The 17201-nt window shown below is 57.2% G+C and carries 15 protein-coding genes and 1 tRNA gene; 14 read left to right on the top strand and 2 right to left on the bottom strand.

Annotated features, from left to right (window positions below):
- Nucleotides 1-2 precede the first annotated feature (2 nt).
- Genes AC2FGB_RS04945 through AC2FGB_RS04925 form a run of 5 tightly spaced genes read left to right on the top strand, consistent with a single transcriptional unit; the run spans nt 3 to nt 4371 of the window.
- Nucleotides 3-1259 carry a nitrous oxide reductase family maturation protein NosD gene (locus AC2FGB_RS04945; protein ID WP_281995284.1) on the top strand — a complete coding sequence of 419 codons (1257 nt, stop codon included), beginning with the start codon at nt 3-5 and terminating at the stop codon, nt 1257-1259.
- A complete protein-coding gene (locus AC2FGB_RS04940) occupies nt 1249-2142 on the top strand; it encodes an ABC transporter ATP-binding protein (protein ID WP_496693515.1) in 894 nt (297 codons plus the stop codon). The genes AC2FGB_RS04945 and AC2FGB_RS04940 overlap by 11 nt, the downstream gene beginning before the upstream one ends.
- On the top strand, nt 2139-2960 hold the full coding sequence (locus AC2FGB_RS04935; protein WP_271948643.1) for an ABC transporter permease: 822 nt from the start codon (nt 2139-2141) through the stop codon (nt 2958-2960). Before AC2FGB_RS04940 ends, AC2FGB_RS04935 begins: the two co-directional genes overlap by 4 nt.
- Nucleotides 2957-3472: a nitrous oxide reductase accessory protein NosL gene (locus AC2FGB_RS04930; RefSeq protein WP_142635212.1), complete on the top strand. Its 516-nt coding sequence runs from the start codon at nt 2957-2959 to the stop codon at nt 3470-3472. The genes AC2FGB_RS04935 and AC2FGB_RS04930 overlap by 4 nt, the downstream gene beginning before the upstream one ends.
- Nucleotides 3469-4371, top strand: coding sequence for an FAD:protein FMN transferase (locus tag AC2FGB_RS04925; protein ID WP_271948647.1), 903 nt, complete (start codon nt 3469-3471; stop codon nt 4369-4371). Before AC2FGB_RS04930 ends, AC2FGB_RS04925 begins: the two co-directional genes overlap by 4 nt.
- Before the next feature lie 387 nt (nt 4372-4758).
- On the opposite strand, the gene AC2FGB_RS04920 is transcribed toward AC2FGB_RS04925, so the two are convergent.
- Nucleotides 4759-4848 (bottom strand) — tRNA-Ser (locus tag AC2FGB_RS04920).
- Nucleotides 4849-5448: 600 nt separating this feature from the next.
- Here AC2FGB_RS04920 and AC2FGB_RS04915 point away from each other — a divergent pair.
- From AC2FGB_RS04915 to AC2FGB_RS04900, 4 genes are all read left to right on the top strand, one after another.
- Nucleotides 5449-6135 (top strand): FecR family protein, encoded by a 687-nt coding sequence (locus tag AC2FGB_RS04915; protein ID WP_281972630.1) that lies wholly within the window; start codon nt 5449-5451, stop codon nt 6133-6135.
- 181 nt (nt 6136-6316) lie between these two features.
- Nucleotides 6317-8437, top strand: coding sequence for a CHASE2 domain-containing protein (locus tag AC2FGB_RS04910; protein ID WP_496689139.1), 2121 nt, complete (start codon nt 6317-6319; stop codon nt 8435-8437).
- A complete protein-coding gene (locus AC2FGB_RS04905; RefSeq protein ID WP_496791768.1) occupies nt 8415-8795 on the top strand; it encodes a hypothetical protein in 381 nt (126 codons plus the stop codon). The genes AC2FGB_RS04910 and AC2FGB_RS04905 overlap by 23 nt, the downstream gene beginning before the upstream one ends.
- 156 nt (nt 8796-8951) lie before the next feature.
- A complete protein-coding gene (locus AC2FGB_RS04900; protein WP_496693514.1) occupies nt 8952-9197 on the top strand; it encodes a hypothetical protein in 246 nt (81 codons plus the stop codon).
- Nucleotides 9198-9258: 61 nt separating this feature from the next.
- On the opposite strand, the gene AC2FGB_RS04895 is transcribed toward AC2FGB_RS04900, so the two are convergent.
- Nucleotides 9259-9888, bottom strand: coding sequence for a response regulator transcription factor (locus AC2FGB_RS04895; RefSeq protein WP_496689141.1), 630 nt, complete (start codon nt 9886-9888; stop codon nt 9259-9261).
- Nucleotides 9889-10107: 219 nt separating this feature from the next.
- Between AC2FGB_RS04895 and AC2FGB_RS04890 the strand changes: the two genes are divergently transcribed.
- From AC2FGB_RS04890 to AC2FGB_RS04870, 5 genes are read left to right on the top strand one after another with little or no spacing between them, the layout of a single operon-like run.
- Nucleotides 10108-11349, top strand: coding sequence for a pyridoxal-phosphate-dependent aminotransferase family protein (locus AC2FGB_RS04890; protein WP_496693513.1), 1242 nt, complete (start codon nt 10108-10110; stop codon nt 11347-11349).
- Between the two features lie 16 nt (nt 11350-11365).
- Nucleotides 11366-12562: a malate--CoA ligase subunit beta gene (locus AC2FGB_RS04885; protein ID WP_496693512.1), complete on the top strand. Its 1197-nt coding sequence runs from the start codon at nt 11366-11368 to the stop codon at nt 12560-12562.
- A complete protein-coding gene (gene sucD / locus AC2FGB_RS04880) occupies nt 12562-13452 on the top strand; it encodes a succinate--CoA ligase subunit alpha (RefSeq protein WP_281972634.1) in 891 nt (296 codons plus the stop codon). Before AC2FGB_RS04885 ends, sucD begins: the two co-directional genes overlap by 1 nt.
- Complete coding sequence (locus AC2FGB_RS04875) at nt 13452-14423, top strand: 2-hydroxyacid dehydrogenase (RefSeq protein ID WP_496693511.1); 972 nt, start codon at nt 13452-13454, stop codon at nt 14421-14423. Before sucD ends, AC2FGB_RS04875 begins: the two co-directional genes overlap by 1 nt.
- Complete coding sequence (locus AC2FGB_RS04870) at nt 14423-17053, top strand: phosphoenolpyruvate carboxylase (protein WP_496693510.1); 2631 nt, start codon at nt 14423-14425, stop codon at nt 17051-17053. The genes AC2FGB_RS04875 and AC2FGB_RS04870 overlap by 1 nt, the downstream gene beginning before the upstream one ends.
- Nucleotides 17054-17201: the final 148 nt, after the last annotated feature.

Raw genomic sequence — 17201 nt, 5'->3', positions numbered from 1 at the left:
TCATGCGTTGGCCCCTGCTCATACCGCTCCTGCTCGGCTCGCCCCTTTGGGCGGCGGATTGGGATGTGCCCAACCGGGCGGGGGCCATCAATGAAACACTGGCGCAGGCGGCGGATGGAGACACCCTTCGCCTGAGCCCCGGTGTCTACTCTGAGACATTGGTTCTGGACCGGCCCGTCATTATTGACGGGCAGGGGCAGGCCACCATTGACGGACAAGGCGTCGGCAGCGTCATCACCGTGACCGGACCGGGCGTGACCGTACGCGGTCTGACAGTGATTGGTTCGGGCTCGAGCCATGATGGGATCGACAGTGGCATTCAGCTGGTCAAAACGGCCCATGCGCCGGTGATCGAAGGCAATGTGTTGCTGGGCAATCTCTATGGCATCGACATCCACGGCGCCAAGGACAGCGTCGTGCGCGGCAACCGGATCGAAGGGCGTCAGGACAAGCGGATGAATGACCGCGGCAACGGCGTCTATGTCTGGAACGCACCGGGTGCGCGGGTCGAAGACAATGATATCCGGTACGGGCGCGATGGGATCTTTGTGAACTCGTCCAAGAAGAACACCTTTACTGGAAACCTGTTCCGCGACCTGCGGTTCGCGGTGCACTACATGTATGCCGACGACTCGGTGGTCAGCGATAACGTCTCGATCGGCAATGATCTGGGCTATGCGGTGATGTTCACGACCAATGTCAAAGTCACCGGCAATGTGTCGATTGATGATCGCGAACATGGTGTGATGCTGAACTACGCCAACAAGAGCGTGATTTCCGGGAACGTCGTTAAGGGTGCAAAGGAGAAATGCACCTTCCTGTATAACTCGAACAAGAACGAATTCACCGACAACTGGTTCGAGGGTTGCGGCATCGGCATTCACTTCACTGCTGGGTCAGAACGTAACCGTATCGTCGGCAACGCCTTTGTCGGAAACCGGACTCAGGTGAAATACGTTTCGACCAAGTGGGTCGAGTGGTCTGAAGACGGGCGCGGCAATTACTGGTCCGATTTCGCCGCCTATGATGTGGATGGCAACGGCGTCGCTGATGCCCCTTATCGCCCCAATGACTCGATGGACCATGTGCTGTGGACCCAACCCGCAGCCAAGCTGCTGCTCGGCTCCCCTGCCGTGCAGCTGGTGCGCTGGTCGCAATCAGCCTTCCCGGCACTATTGCCGGGGGGTGTGATGGACAGCAATCCATTGATGCGAGCCCCTGAACCCTCAGCTATGAAAAAGGTGCCTCATGACGGATAAGGCCCTAACGATAAACAACGTCTGTAAGGACCGAGGCAAAACCCGCGTTCTTGACGACATCACCCTGTCTCTTGCCCCTGGTCAGCGCGTGGCGCTACTGGGCCATAACGGCGCCGGCAAATCGACCCTGATCAAATCCATCCTTGGCCTGATCCCGATTGAGGGCGGAGCCATTCGGATCGGAAACGCCACTCCTGGCAGTGCGCAGGCGCGACGGGATACGGCGTATTTGCCCGAAGCGGTGTCCTTCCACCCGGCGCTTACGGGCCGGGAACAGCTGACTCTGTTCGCGCAGCTCTCGGGATCCAAGGCCGATGTGCCCGGCCTGCTGGAACGTGTTGGCCTCAGCGACGCGCTGGACCGACGGATCGGGACCTACTCCAAGGGGATGCGGCAACGTCTGGGATTGGCGCAAGTGCTGCTGGGCCAGCCGAAAGTGGCATTGCTGGACGAGCCGACGAGCGGACTGGACCCGATTTCTCGGCAGGATCTGTACGCCATCATCGACGAACTGGCCGCAAAAGGCACCGCCGTCCTGATCGCATCGCATGCCCTGACTGAGGTCGAGGCCCGCACAGACCGGATCGCAATCATGCGCGGGGGCCGGATGGTGGCCGATGACACGTTAAACAACCTTTCGGCGCTGGCGGGTCTGCCAATCCGCCTGAAGGTGCGCGCCAGCTCTAACCCTGACGCCTTGGCCGCCAAACTGGGCGGCAGCCGGATCAATGGCGCGTCCGTTGAGTTGCTCTGCACCGTCGACGACAAGATGGAGGCCCTGCGCCGGATCGCCGGCTTGGGCGATGCGGTGGCAGATGTGGAAGTGACACCTCCCAAGCTGGAAGATCTCTATCGCTACTATGCACAGGAGAAGAGGCCATGACCCGCTTCCTCGCCATCACCCGCACTGAAATGTTGATCCTGCGCCGCAACCGCTGGCTGCTGATGGCAACACTGATCATGGTGTTATTCGCGCTGGCACTTACCTTTGCAGGCAGTGCACCCACAGGCACGCTTGGCGTTGATATGCTGACTGTCTCGGTTGCCTCGATGACGACGCTGTCGGTCTATCTTGCCCCCCTACTGGCATTGATGATTGCCTTTGACGCCATCGCAGGCGATGTGGATCGGGGCAGCTTATCGCTGCTCTTGTCCTATCCCGCCGGGCGCGGAGAAATCCTGTTGGGAAAATTCACCGCCCATTTGTCGGCGCTTGCCTTTGCGATGACCATCGGTTTTGGCACAGCTGGCGCGGTGGCAGCATGGTTCGGTGGCGCCGGTCCAGAAAGCCTGTTGGCTCTGGTCCGTCTTATCCTCACTTCGATCGTGCTGGGCGCCGTGTTTCTCGCACTGGGATACTTGCTGTCCGCCCTGGCAAAGGGGGCCACGGCGGCAGCAGGTCTGTCGGCCGGGCTCTGGCTGGTTTTTGTCGTCCTCTATGATCTGGGCCTGTTGGGGGCCGTCGTCATGGACAAGGGCGGCACCTTCACTCAATCCGTCTTTCCATGGGTGATGGTGGCCAACCCGGCCGACGCTTTCCGTCTGTGGAATATCGCCGCAACCGAGGGCGTCGCGATGGCATCCGGCATGACCGGCGCAGCGCAGGCTCTGCCCGTCTGGGCCGCCCCGTTGTCTTTGCTGATCTGGCCCCTGCTAGGCCTTGCACTTGCCCGGCTCGCGTTCCGAAGGGTCGAGCCATGAAGCGTCTTTTCCTGATTGCTCTACTCGCCCTGACTGCCTGTAAGGAAGAACAGATTGCCGCGCCTGACCCGGTCGATCTGACGCCAGACGCACTCAGCTTTTTTTGCCAGATGAATATTGCTGAACATGGTGGTCCCAAAGGACAGATTCACCTCGACGGCTATCCCACACCACTGTTTTTTGCGCAGGTTCGCGACATGGTTGCCTATCTCAAAAGCCCCGAACGCGAGGCAGCCATTGTTGCAATCTATGTCAGCGATATGGGAACCGCCCCAAGCTGGCATCAACCAGGTCAATCCAACTGGATCAATGCCGAAGGTGCGACTTTCGTCGTCGGGGCCAATGTCGCCGGCGGCATGGGCGCGCGCGAGGTCGTGCCCTTTGCAGACCCGACCGACGCGGACAGCTTCATCATCCTGTACGGAGGGTCCGCTTTGCCCCTGACTGACATACCCGACGCCGAAGTGCTTGGCCCCGTCGATCTGGACCTGAAACTGGAGACACCAGCATGAGCCGTTTGTCCCGACGTCGTTTTCTGATCATGTCTGCGGCATGCGCCGCGCTACCGGCGGTCGCATCTGGCGCACCAGTCGCGCATTGGCGTGGCATCGCGCTGGGGGCCAGGGCTAGCCTTGACCTTGTTGGCCTTTCTGAGGCAGAGGCGGCGCCCCTGCTGTCATCAATCGAGGCTGAACTGAACCGGCTGGAAGATATCTTTAGTCTGTACCGATCGCGATCACAGATTTCAGAGCTGAACCGAAGCGGATTGCTGCAGCAACCAGCCCCCGAACTGTTGAATGTACTGAGCCTGTGTTCGACCCTTCACAGTGCATCAGACGGGGCTTTTGACCCCACAATACAACCCGTCTGGAGGGCGATGGCCGCGCGCGCCAGCGCATCTGAATTGACTGCCGCCCAAGAAACTGTCGGCTGGCACCGAGTCCGATATGACGCTGATGCGATCCAGCTGCCGGAGCCCGGTGTCTCAGCCTTGACATTGAACGGTATCGCACAAGGCGCAATCACCGATCGCATTGCGGCGCTGTTACGGTCCTTTGGCTTACGCGATGTTCTGGTTAACATGGGAGAAATCGCGGCAATGGGTCAGCGAGGTGACGGGCAAGACTGGCGGGTCGGCCTTGCTGGTCACAATAATCAAGTCCTCAAGAAGATCACTTTGCGAGAACGCTCAGTAGCCACATCATCGGTTGCAGGCACACTCTTGCCGGGCGACCACGGCCATATCCTGAACCCATTCGGCCCAAGCCCAAGCAACCACACTGTTTCCGTTTCCGCACCCAATGCAGCCTTAGCTGACGGTCTGTCCACAGCTCTTTGCGCCGTCCCAAAGGAATGGACCGGTAGAATTCTGCAGAGTTTTCCATTGGCCAGTTTGGAGTTGAGCGGATAATCCGCAGTCTGTTCCAAGGCAGTCAAATCGGCAAATTGGACCTGTCCGCTGAATCAACTTTACCGGTGGTCAACCTTTCGAGCGCCAGCAGCCTCATACCGAACAGTCATCCGAATTCAGAAACACCCCGGTAGTGCCGGCTCTTGCAACACCAACGGTACCGATTTCGGTGGTTTTAGCGGATTTGCCGACAATCCAGGCACCAATGGTCGATCACGAGAGCAAGCTTCGAACCTACCGCGTCCCGCGAGGATTTCGAAGGGCCGGGTCATTGAGTGCTGGAAACGGAACACCCGACCTTCCGATCACGTTATTTCTTGGCGGATGTGGCGGGTAAAGCCTTCAAAACGTGTAAGCCATCACAAAAAACATCATATGAAGATTTGGTGGCGGAGACGAAGGGATTCGAACCCTCGAGACCCTTCCGGGCCTACTCCCTTAGCAGGGGAGCGCCTTCGACCACTCGGCCACGTCTCCGCTGGCCGGTGTATTCGATAAGCGCCAAGAAATACAAGGGACCTCGTGAAAAAATCTTCAAAAAGTCAAATCCATGATGTCTATGGCTTTCGGGCTTGATCAAAGGCAGCCGCGAAACGTCACCCGCAATGCGTGTCTGCCGGGCCTTCCATAAGGCGATCAGACCCAAGAGACATCGGCTGGGAAAGCGAGCGACGGCCCAACGAAACACTGAATTGAAAAGGGCCCTGTCCGAGACACCGGCAATGTACAAACAGAGAGTTTCCGAAGCGCCGGGTCAGTCCAATTAGGTGGGAATTTTCTCCAGCTTCATAGAAAACTTGCCAAACACATAGGCATTAAGGCATATTTGCTTAGATTTTTTACAAATAATACAAAGAAATAAATTCCACGAGGCACAGACCGGGCAGCGGGCGCATTGCGCTCTGGAATAACCTTGGGGAAGGGATAATTAGTTTGGTCTGGTTAAGAGTGTTGTGTGTTTCCTGTTGTGTTTTGATACTGCCGTCGCAGATCCTGGCCAACATTGGTACTGTCGTAAGCGTCAAACAAGGCGCAGAAATTACCCGAGCCGGGAATTCCCGGCCACTGCTTGAAGGCATGGAAGTTGCCTCGGGTGATTCCATATCCACAGACAGCAGAGGGGTAGTTCAGCTGATCTTTGTTGACGAAACGAAGATCGCGATAGGGCCTAATGCAAAGATGGCGCTGGATGTGACCATGTTGCGAAACAAGAAGAAGGCCAAGAATTTTGCCGTTCAGGCCTTGGGTGGAAGCTTTCGTTTCATCTCGGGCAACAGCAGAAAACGTGCCTATTCCATCCAGACCCCCACTGCGACAATGGCTGTGCGTGGGACCATATTCGACATGTGGGTTGTGCCTGGCACCCAAAGCTCGATGCTGGTGCTGGAAGGCACCGTGCAGATGTGCGGCCTGAAAGGCGGCTGCAGATCAACTGGACGTCAATGCAGCCTGTTTGCCACCAGTCAAAAAGGCAAGGTGGGCCGCCCGGCCGATCAGGCACAGTACGACGAAGCAGTTAAAAATGGATTTCCGTTCATTCAGTCTCAGGAACGGCTTCTGAGTCCGCTGCGCGTGAATATCGAAGGCTGCGCCGGAGAATCTGCACCAGTGCAGCCCATCGAAAAATCCGACGCTCCCGAGCCCCGCCCAGCGCCCCCGCAGCGGCAAGCGGTGAAGGCTTCGGTAGCATCTGCACCCGTCGAGGCGCCCAGTATAGAAGGCGGTGCAGCGCCGGATACGAAACCGAATAGACCTGTTAACTGAGCATCGGCTGATATGGGTAATCGGTAATGTCGGGCAGTGAAAGCGACCACTGTCTTCGGAGGCAACCGTGACGGTTAAGTCGAAAGAACGGAGCACTCGCCGCAGGGGTTTTCGCCTTGTGGGTTTGTGCCTGATCCTGTTTGGATGCTTTGTCAGGGTCATAGATCCGTTTCCCGTGCGCATGACTCGGCTGATATATTTCGACATCCTTCAGCGCATGGCCCCACGCGATTACACCCCCGACCTGCCTATCCGTGTTGTCGACATAGACGAACAGTCACTAGCCAACTGGGGGCAATGGCCGTGGCCGCGCAATCTTATGGCTCAGATGGTTGAAAACCTCGGCCAAAATGGAGCTGCGGTCATCGCTTTTGACATGCTGTTTGTCGAACCCGACCGCTATTCGCCTGCTCGATTATTGGAAGACCCTGCGTTGGCCGAGGTGCTCTCGGTCGATGAAGACGCCCAAAACCTGGACAACGATGTTTTTTTCGGAGCCGAAATCGCCAAATGGCCGGTTGTTCTGGGTGTAGCGGCCCGTGTGGCCGATGATGGTCAGCCCGTCATATCCAAGGCGGGGATCATCGAGATCGGTGAGTCTCCGACCTCAGGGCTAGTCCAGGTTCCGCATTGGACTCCTCCTGCTCCGCCACTTTATTCAGATGCAACAGGCATTGGGGGCGTGAATGTCTCACCACTTGGTGGGACCGGTGTGGTCCGCCGGGTCCCGGTACTTTGGGGGGGACCGGATGGCGCCCTGCCAAGCCTGGGAATTGAGGCCCTTAGGGTGGCCTTGGGGGAAACAGTCCTTTTCGCCGAGGGCGCGTCCGATGAATCCGGTGTCATGCTGGCGCTTGAACTGGGCGATTTTCGATTGCCAACAACTCAGAACGGCGAAGTCTGGATCCGGTACAGGCGAGACCGGCCTGAACTGTATGTTTCTGCCAATGACGTTATGACGAATCCGGATGATCCTGCGCTGCGGTCCCGGATCGAAAACCAGATTATTCTTGTTGGCACCTCTGCGGCGGGTCTGTTTGATATGCACCAGACCTCGCTCGGAGAATCCGTGCCCGGCGTCTCGATCCACGCGCAGTTACTTGAACAAGTCCTAACGGGCGAAATGCTCAGCCGATCCGATGTGACCGCTGCGCTTGAGTTGGTCTCATTCGTCTTACTGGGGTTAGTGGTCGTCGCCGTCATGTCCAGCTTTGGTGCGGTCGCATCCTTCATTGCGGGTGGCGTATCTGCAGCCGTTGTTGTGCTGATCAGCTGGATGGCCTTTCAAAATCAACTCGTATTATTTGACGCAACCTTCCCACTTGCTGGTGGGATGGCGAATTTCGGGCTGTTGGCCGGATATCTATTCATTTCGACCGAGCGAGAGAAAAGAGCGATCCGAAAGATTTTTTCTCACTATGTCGCTCCTGAAATTTTGGATGAAATGGAAGGCTCGGACCATCAGTTGGTCCTTGGTGGAGAAACACAAGAGATCACCGTCATGTTCGCCGACATCCGTGGATTTACCCCGTTATCCGAGTCGGTTTCGGCCACGGAGCTCGTCGCCATTCTGAATGAGCTGTTTTCACAGGTCGGAGATCAGATTTTGCACGAGCGAGGCACAATCGACAAATTCATCGGCGACGCAGTCATGGCGTTCTGGAACGCTCCGCTTCCGGTCGAAAATCATCCCTGTCGCGCTGCACGGGCAGCCTTGATGATGCGCGGTGCATTGGCACAGTTCAATAGGTCCGAAATCATGCGCGAACGGCCACCCATTGCGCTGGCCACTGGCTGCGCGACAGGACAGGCCTGTGTGGGCAATATCGGGTCGCGGCGGCGGTTCAATTATACTGTGATCGGAGATGTGGTGAACGTCGCCGCCAGGATCGAACAAAGCTGCCGACATGTCGACTATGACATCCTGGTTTCGAATTCAGTTTACATTCTAGGCAAACAAGAGTTGGCGATGTTGGAAGCTGGGTTTGTGGACCTGAAAGGAAAAAAGAACCTGGAGCCCGTTTACATATTGATTGGCGATCAGGACATGCTCGACAGCGAGGCATTCCAGAACTTACGCGATGCGCATGCTCAACTTTTGTCGGCCATACGTGCGCGTGAACCGCTGGAGCGCACCGATGAGCTGCGCCAAAACTGCATCGACATTGCCAAAGAAATCGAACCCGGTCTTCTGTCCTTTTATCGCGCGCTGTCTGGGCGCACTGCGGATTTTCTGTCCGATGTCCAATCAAACAAGCTGTTGTTCAGTCATCACGCCCGTGAAGGACAAAATCTGGCCTAGCGGACCCAGAGCCATTGCAACTTTCAAGCGAGCATGTGAACCCCATAGAACCGCCCTGAAGCAGGCGCGGAAGTTGGGGAACCATATTGCTAAAGCCAAATCATCCATCCTGAACTTGGCTCCTTACTTCTGGCCTGAAGAAACTGGATCAGCACCTTACTGCACCGAGCTGACCATGTTGGGTGCTCATCGTGAAACAGACGCCATTATGGCCTATGTTCCGACTATTCTGACCTTGTTTGGCGCCCACACGCTTACCGAAGCAATCAAAAATGGCACGTCACCGAAAACGCGTTTTTCGCCCCCAAACACAGACCAGCCTGCGGTCTCCTGGGCATTTGCGGGGTCGGGCTTCTAAGCAACCTGTCCCGCGAGAAAGGGCTGTACGATTTTCTTGAAACAGCCGGATCTCTGCACTCTCTCGGGGTTGAAGTCGAAATGATCCTGGCCGGACCGGCCCACTGGAGCAAGACCTGACCTCGATCAAAGCCGCCGTCGCCAAAGACGAGATCAGATGGGACAGCCCGCTATATGGCGAAAAAAGCAGCAATTATATGATGAGATTGACGTGTTTCTGTTTCCAACTCGATATAGTTTCGAAGCTCAACCAACTGTAATCTACGATGCCTTCGCGTCGGACACAGCCGTGACCTCTTTCGCGCGCAGAGCTATCGAAGAACAGGTTCAGGTTTGCATTGCGACCGTCGCCGTCGATCAGAGCTTTCACGAAACCGCCACCCAATTCCCCACGGGTTCCTAAGAAAGGCCGATCACGCGACCAACAGAATGACCACACCATTGGAGCATTTGGGCAAATCTATCTAATGTGAGGCCGCATTAGACGAATAGTAATACGCGATGGCCTGCGTCCTATTCTTAACCGATAGTTTTTCGTAAATGTTTGACAGGTGAAATTTCACGGTATTGGTCGATATCTGAAGCTCTTTGGACAACTCGCGGTTGGACATGCCCTTGGCTAGAGCTTCCAGAATCGCGCGCTCTTTCCGCGACAGGCTGTGGATCGGATTCTGTTGCATCTGGCGGACATCGATGAACGGAAACACCATCTTGCCAGCAGCCACGTCCGCGCAGGTTTCCAGCAACGCTTCAACTTCACCAGACCGGGATGAGAACCCCGCAGCTCCTGCCTGCATTGCAAGGCGCGGAACATCTCCGACATCATCGCCGTAAATGACAAAACGGGGCGCGCCTTCCTGTTCTCGCAAAACCTCGATCAATTTGGCCGCGCCAAGAACAGGCAAGCTCCAGGAAATCACACACACCTGGACCGGAACTCTCATGACCGCGCCCAGGAACCCTTCAGCTGTCGCCGATGTGGCAACCAAAGAGAATCGCGGATCACGTTCAAAAATCTCCGACATGGCCGATAAGACCAGCGGATTGTTGTCGGCAAGCATGACGTCAATCGGTAGTTGTGAAGGCTCTGTCATTGATTTTACATCCAAATCCTCAAGAAACTACCCATTCGTATAGGGCAAAACTTGGTATACTTCGGTATTCTTGCCAATACGGGTAGGTTTTTCCCCATCCCATTAGAAGTCCTAAAGCAGTAGTAAGTTACGTTGCGCGATGACGCAAGCAAGGCTTTCCTGATCCACAACGAGATGTCTGGGCGTGGTTGACCACCCCAACGATCAAGGAGGATCGCAATGACTTTCCAGATTTATCCAACGCTCGAAATCCCCGAGACGCTGGCCGCAGGCCCCGGGCCGGGCAATACAGACGCGCGCGTTCTACAAGCCTTTTCCAGCGCCGGAGTTGCGGATCACATGCAGGGCGACGTTTTGCGCGGCATGATCGAATGCAAGCACATGCTGCGCGAAATCTGGGGCACCACGAACATATACACCTTTGCGGTCGCAGGCACTGGTTGGAGCGCTTTGGACACCATGTTCTCGGCTGTCATGCCCGGTGACAAGGTTGTTGCGTTCAACAACGGGACCTTTTCGGGCATCGATACACTGACCCTTCGGATCAAGGCAGCGACACCGGACGAACATGCTGCCAACCCCTTGGATCCGCAGGCCGCCAGTGTCACGATCATCGACGTGCCGCATGGTCAGTCGGTGACCGGTGACATGGTCGAAGCCGCACTGGCTGAACACAAGCCCAAATGGGCGTTTATGGCACATTGGGAAACGGGATCAGGACGCATCAATGATTTGCGCGGTTTCTCGGATGCCTGCGAGCACCATGGTGCAATGGGTCTGATCGACGCCGTTTCGTCTTTGGGTGTCGAAGATTTCCGGGTTGATGATTATCCGGGCATCGCGGGCTGGGCCTCTTGTCCGCAAAAGGGCCTGTGCTGCTTGCCGCTTACCTATGCTCCCGTCAGTTTTACCGACGCATATATCGACAACCTGAAAGCAACGGGTGCCTACAGCTATGTTCACAATCCCATTTTCGAGGCCCGCCACTGGGGCATCGTCGATGGCCAGGATGTTGAAAAAGGCACATATCACCGAACACATTCGGGCTATGCCGTCGCGGCCTTTCATGAATCGTTACGCCTGACCCTGCAGGAGGGGCTAGCGAAGCGCGCGCATGCCTACAAAACGCACGAGGCCGTGCTGCGCGATGCCGTCATTGCGATGGGCTGCGAGGTCACCTCGGACATGTCCAGCCTTGTGGTGCTGAACCTGCCCGCTGAACTTGCAGGCCGCGAAATGGAGCTGGTGCAGAATTGCCGGGCCCGGGGCTTTGGCATCTGGCCAACCCTCAGCGCACCTGTTCAGGTCCGCATCGGCATCCTGAACCAACTGAATCATCAGTCGATCGGCCGCATCGTGCATTTGTTTGCCGAAGCAATCCGCGAGATGGGTGGTTCGGTGAATCTCGAAGCGATCGAAGCGCTTCTGGAAAGCCGCTACGGCACATCTATCGCTGCATAAACGGGAGGAAATGCAGATGGATATCCACGAATATCAGGCGAAAGAACTTCTTTCGAATTTCGGCGTCGAAGTCCCTTCGGGGGCCTTGGCCTACAGCCCCGAGCAAGCTGCCTATCGTGCACGTGAGCTGGGCGGCGACAAGTGGATTGTAAAGGCTCAGGTTCACGCAGGTGGCCGCGGCAAAGCTGGGGGCGTAAAGCTGTGCAATTCGGAAAGCGAAATATACGCAGCCTGTGAGGAGATGTTTGGCCGCAAGCTGGTGACGCATCAGACCGGACCCGATGGCAAAGGCATCTATCGCGTCTACGTCGAATCTGCCGTTCCGATCGATCGGGAAATCTATCTGGGTTTTGTGCTCGACCGCACAAGCCAACGCGTGATGATCGTCGCCTCGTCCGAGGGCGGAATGGAGATCGAGGATATTTCCGCAAAACGCCCTGAAAGCATTGTCCGCTCCATCGTCGAACCTGCGGTAGGTCTGCAGGAGTTTCAGGCGCGCGAGATTGCCTTCAATCTGGGACTGGAGCCCCGTCTGATCCAAAACATGGTCCGCACCCTCCAAGGGTGTTACGCCGCTTTCAACAAGCTGGACGCGACTATGGTTGAAATCAATCCGCTCGTCATCACCGGCGACGATCGAGTGTTGGCGCTGGACGCCAAGATGAGCTTTGACGACAACGCCTTGTTCCGCCACCCGCAGGTCGCGGAGCTTCGCGACAAAAGCCAGGAAGACCCCCGTGAAAGCCGCGCGGCGGATCGTGGCCTGTCTTATGTCGGGCTGGACGGCAATATCGGCTGCATCGTGAATGGTGCCGGTTTGGCCATGGCGACGATGGACACGATCAAGCTGGCCGGGGGAGAGCCTGCAAACTTCCTCGATATCGGAGGCGGCGCGTCACCAGAACGTGTTGCCAAAGCTTTCCGATTGGTACTGTCCGACAAGAACGTCCAAGCGGTTCTGGTCAACATTTTCGCCGGCATCAACCGCTGCGACTGGGTTGCCGAAGGCGTCGTGCAGGCTCTGAAGGAACTGGATATCGACATCCCAGTCATCGTGCGCCTTGCCGGGACGAATGTTGAAGAAGGTCAGAAAATACTCGCCAAGTCCGGTCTGCCGATTATTCGTGCAACAACATTGATGGAAGCTGCCGAACGCGCCGTTGGTGCATGGCAAAACGATTTGACCCAAAACACCAAGATGAGGGCTGTGTAATGAGCATTCTTCTGGACCGCGACACCCGCGTTATTGTTCAGGGCATCACTGGACGTATGGCGCGCTTTCACACCAAGGATATGTTGGAATACGGCACCAATGTTGTTGGCGGTGTCGTCCCTGGCAAGGGCGGCGAAATCGTAGAAGGCGTGCCTGTCTTCGACACTGTCAAACAGGCGGTCACGGCCACCGGCGCAGAGGCCAGCCTTGTCTTCGTGCCGCCCCCGTTTGCGGCGGATTCGATCATGGAGGCCGCAGATGCCGGTATCCGTTATTGCGTTTGCATAACCGACGGCATCCCGGCGCAGGACATGATCCGCGTCAAACGCTATATGTATCGCTATCCCAAGGACAATCGCATGGTGCTGACCGGCCCGAACTGTGCTGGAACCATCAGTCCTGGCAAGGCCCTGCTGGGGATTATGCCGGGCCATATCTACCTGCCGGGCAATGTCGGAATCATCGGTCGTTCGGGCACGCTGGGCTATGAAGCCGCGGCGCAGCTGAAGGAGCGTGGCATTGGCGTCTCAACCAGCGTCGGTATCGGTGGCGACCCGATCAACGGCTCGTCATTCCGCGATATCCTTGAGCGGTTCGAACAGGATGAGGACACCGAGGTCATCGCCATGATCGGCGAAATCGGCGGCCCTCAGGAAGCCGAGGCGGCCGAGTATATCCGAGACCACGTCACCAAACCCGTCGTGGCCTATGTCGCCGGTCTGACCGCACCTAAAGGCAGGACCATGGGTCATGCCGGGGCTATCATCTCGGCATTTGGCGAAAGCGCCTCGGAAAAGGTCGAAATCCTATCGGCGGCGGGTGTGACTGTTGCTGAAAACCCTGCGGTAATTGGCGAGACCATCGCCCGCGTCATGGGAGAGGCTGCGTGATGGTCAAACCTTCGGTCCTTGTCACCCGTCGCTGGCCCGCCGCCGTCGAGGCGCAACTGGCCGAAAACTACAACACCGTACTCAACATCGGGGACAAACCATTGTCCCCTGCCGAGATCCGCGATGCGTTGAAACGCTATGACGCGGTTCTGCCTACGGTCACCGACACGCTCAGCGCCGAGGCGCTGGACGTATCTGCGGCGCAAACCAAAATCCTCGCCAATTATGGAGTTGGTTACAGCCATATCTGTGAACCCGCTGCGCGCAGCCTTGGTATGACCGTAACCAATACGCCTGATGTCCTGTCCGAATGCACGGCTGATCTGGCCATGACATTGCTGCTGATGGTAGCCCGCCGCGCCGGCCAAGGCGAACGTGAGCTGCGCGCGGGCGGCTGGACCGGCTGGCGTCCGACCCATCTGGTCGGCACCAAGGTCAGCGGCAAGACTCTGGGCATCATCGGTTTTGGCCGCATCGGTCAGGAAATGGCCCGTCGCGCGCACCATGGGTTTGGCATGAAAATTCTTGTCCAGAACCGCAGCACTGTCTCGTCCGAGGTATTGAAACAGTTCAACGCAACTCAGGTCGATACCGTAGACGATCTGCTGCCGCACTGCGACTTCGTCTCGCTGCACTGCCCGGGTGGGGCCGCAAACCGGCACCTGATCAACGGGCGCAGAATGGATCTGATGAAGCCCAACGCCTTCCTGATCAACACTGCGCGCGGTGAGGTCGTGGATGAGCACGCACTTGTGCAGTCGCTGATGTTCGACACGATCGGTGGGGCTGCTTTGGACGTGTTCGATGGCGAACCTCGCATTAGCCCGGATCTGTTGCAATGCGACAACCTGGTGATGCTACCCCATCTGGGTAGCGCCACAAAAGAATCGCGCGAGGCCATGGGCTTTCGCGTACTCGACAATCTGGCCGACTTCTTCGCAGGTCGCACCCCGCGGGACCAGGTGATCTGATGCAATCGCTGGCCCGCAATATTCCGTCCATCCCGGACCCTTCGGGCTATGCCGAGGAATTGCGCTCGGAACTGCGGGCGTTGTGGCGGAATATTCTGTCGAAGCGGGCGCCGCATGTGGCGACATGGGCCGAGGCCATGCCGTTGCAACCCATCCCTACAGGGCTCGAGGCAACGCCGTATCTGCAAGCCCTATCGATCTGGTTCCAACTGTTACGCATCATTGATGAAAACGCCCATGTTCGGGACCGGCGCCTGACCGAGACCCTAAGCGGCGCGGAAGCGGTCGAAGGCGGGTTTGCCGAGGTGTTGTCTGAACTGCAATTAACGGACAGCCAGACAAAAAAACTGACGGCTGACCTATGCGCCGGTCCCACCCTGACCGCGCACCCGACCGAGGCCAAACGGGTCACCGTTTTGGAAATTCACCGGCGGATCTACCGCAATCTTGTCAGTCTTGAAGTGCAACGATGGACCCCGACCGAACGCACCGAATTGCTGAATGGTCTGGAAGGCGAGATTGATCTTTTGTGGCTGACAGGCGAACTTCGCCTGTCGCGCCCAAGCCTGCGCGACGAGATCGAGTGGGGGTTGCAATTCTTCCGGGATGCAATCTTTGACGCCGTCCCGCAGGTCATGGATCGGTTCGATCAGGCCTGCCTGCATGTGTTGGGTCAGACTCTAGCCAAAACACCCAACATTCGCTTTCACAGCTGGATTGGCGGCGACCGAGATGGCAATCCGAATGTCACAACCGAGATGACCGCACTGGCCCTGCAACGCGGCCGTGAAACGGTTCAGGATCTTTATCGTCAGGCCATCGATCAAGCTGCAAGCCGGTTGAGCATCAGCGCGCTCATATTGCCGCTTCCTGAGTCAAACCGTGCACGTGTACAAGAAATTATCGACCGGACTCCGGACGACGATCGCAATCGAAACGAACCGTTCCGGCAGGCTCTCAATGCCATTCGCTATCGGCTGACCGATGGCGGCTATGATCACATCTCACAATTCGTAAGCGATCTTGGGGCACTTGATGCGGCTTTATGCGCGGTCAACGCCGACGTCCTGGCACAGAGGCATATCCGTCCGCTGTGCCGTGCCGCTATGGTTTTCGGGTTCCGAACCACAACCCTGGATATTCGTCAGAATTCAACCGTCACGAATGACGTTCTGACGGAACTTTGGTCACAATCCGGACATGCACCGGAATATGGCACGCCCGACTGGTCTACCCGTCTGCGATCAGAGCTGGCAGATCAAAACCTGCCCTATCAAAACCGCGAGGCGCTGAGCGATCAGGCGCAGGAAATGCTGGCGCTCTTATCGCTTGTTCATAGTGTTCGCTCGGGGCCGGACCCTAAGGCAATTGGGCCATTTATCCTGTCCATGACCCGGTCTGCCGATGATATTCTCGGTGTGTACCTGCTGGCCCGCTATTCCGGTTTCGGGTCCGAGACACTGGATATCTCGGTGGTGCCATTATTCGAAACGATTGCAGATCTTCGCAATGCCCCTGCGATCCTGCTGGACGTTTTGGCAGTACCGCTTGCCCGCCGCAGCCTCAAAACCGATGGAAATGAAATCGAAGTGATGCTGGGGTATTCGGACAGCGGCAAGGATGGCGGGTATTTCTGCTCAACATGGGAGCTGGAGCGCGCCCAACGTCGCATCGTGACGGCACTGGCTTCGCAAGGTTTCAAGGTCACGTTTTTCCATGGACGCGGCGGCTCAGTCAGTCGGGGCGGCGCTCCCACTGGGCGGGCGATTGCTGCGCAGCCCAGCGGAACAATTTCCGGGCGCTTGCGCGTAACTGAACAGGGCGAAGTTGTTTCGACCAGATACGCCAACCGCGGAACAGCCGCGGCCCATCTGGAACTGCTCCTCTCAAGCACGTTGCGTCATACCGCCAATCCCGGCGAAACCCTGGCACGGCCCGAGTTCGACGACGCGCTGGATGCTCTGTCGGAACTGTCACAGACAACCTATGTCTCGCTTTTGAAGATGCCAGGCTTTCTGGACTATTTCCAGCAGGCCAGCCCGGTCGAGGAATTAGCCCGCCTGAAAATAGGATCTCGTCCGGCACGTCGCTTTGGCGCGGCCAGTCTGGATGATCTGCGCGCCATTCCATGGGTTTTTGCCTGGTCGCAGAACCGCCACCTGATCACGGGCTGGTATGGTTTCGGGGCCGCAATGGCCAGCTTCCGCAAATTTCGTGGCGCGCGCGGTGATGAAGTGCTGCAGGATATGTTTCAGCACTCCCGGCTGTTCCGCCTTGCCGTCGATGAGATGGAGAAATCGCTCTATCAAGCGGATATGGGCATCGCCGCACAATACGGCGAACTAGTGCACGATGAGAACACCCGACAAATCGTCTTTCAGTCAATCAAAGCGGAATACGATAGCGCCTGCAGTGCAGTGCAATTTCTGACGGGAGGACAAACTATCGGACACCGTTTCCCTCGCCTGTGCGAGCGGTTTGATCGCAAACGGGCTGAACTGGCCCGCATTCACGCGCTGCAGGTCGAATTGCTGCGACAAGCTCGATCCGAACCTCAGGCAGGATCGGTTCCTGTTCCCCTGCTGCAATCCATGAACGCTATTTCCGCTGGCCTTGGCTGGACCGGCTAACCCTTTTTTGGAGGTTTCAAAGTGAACGCCCCGCAACGCACACAAGGTTTTTTCACCCAGTCTCTCTCAGCGCGCGACCCAGAGCTGTTCGGCTCGATCACGTCCGAGCTGGGCCGTCAGCGCGACGAGATCGAATTGATCGCGTCCG

The organism is Ruegeria sp. CDSC021 (assembly GCF_059610845.1).
This window is presented reverse-complemented; position numbering and strand designations above follow the sequence as displayed.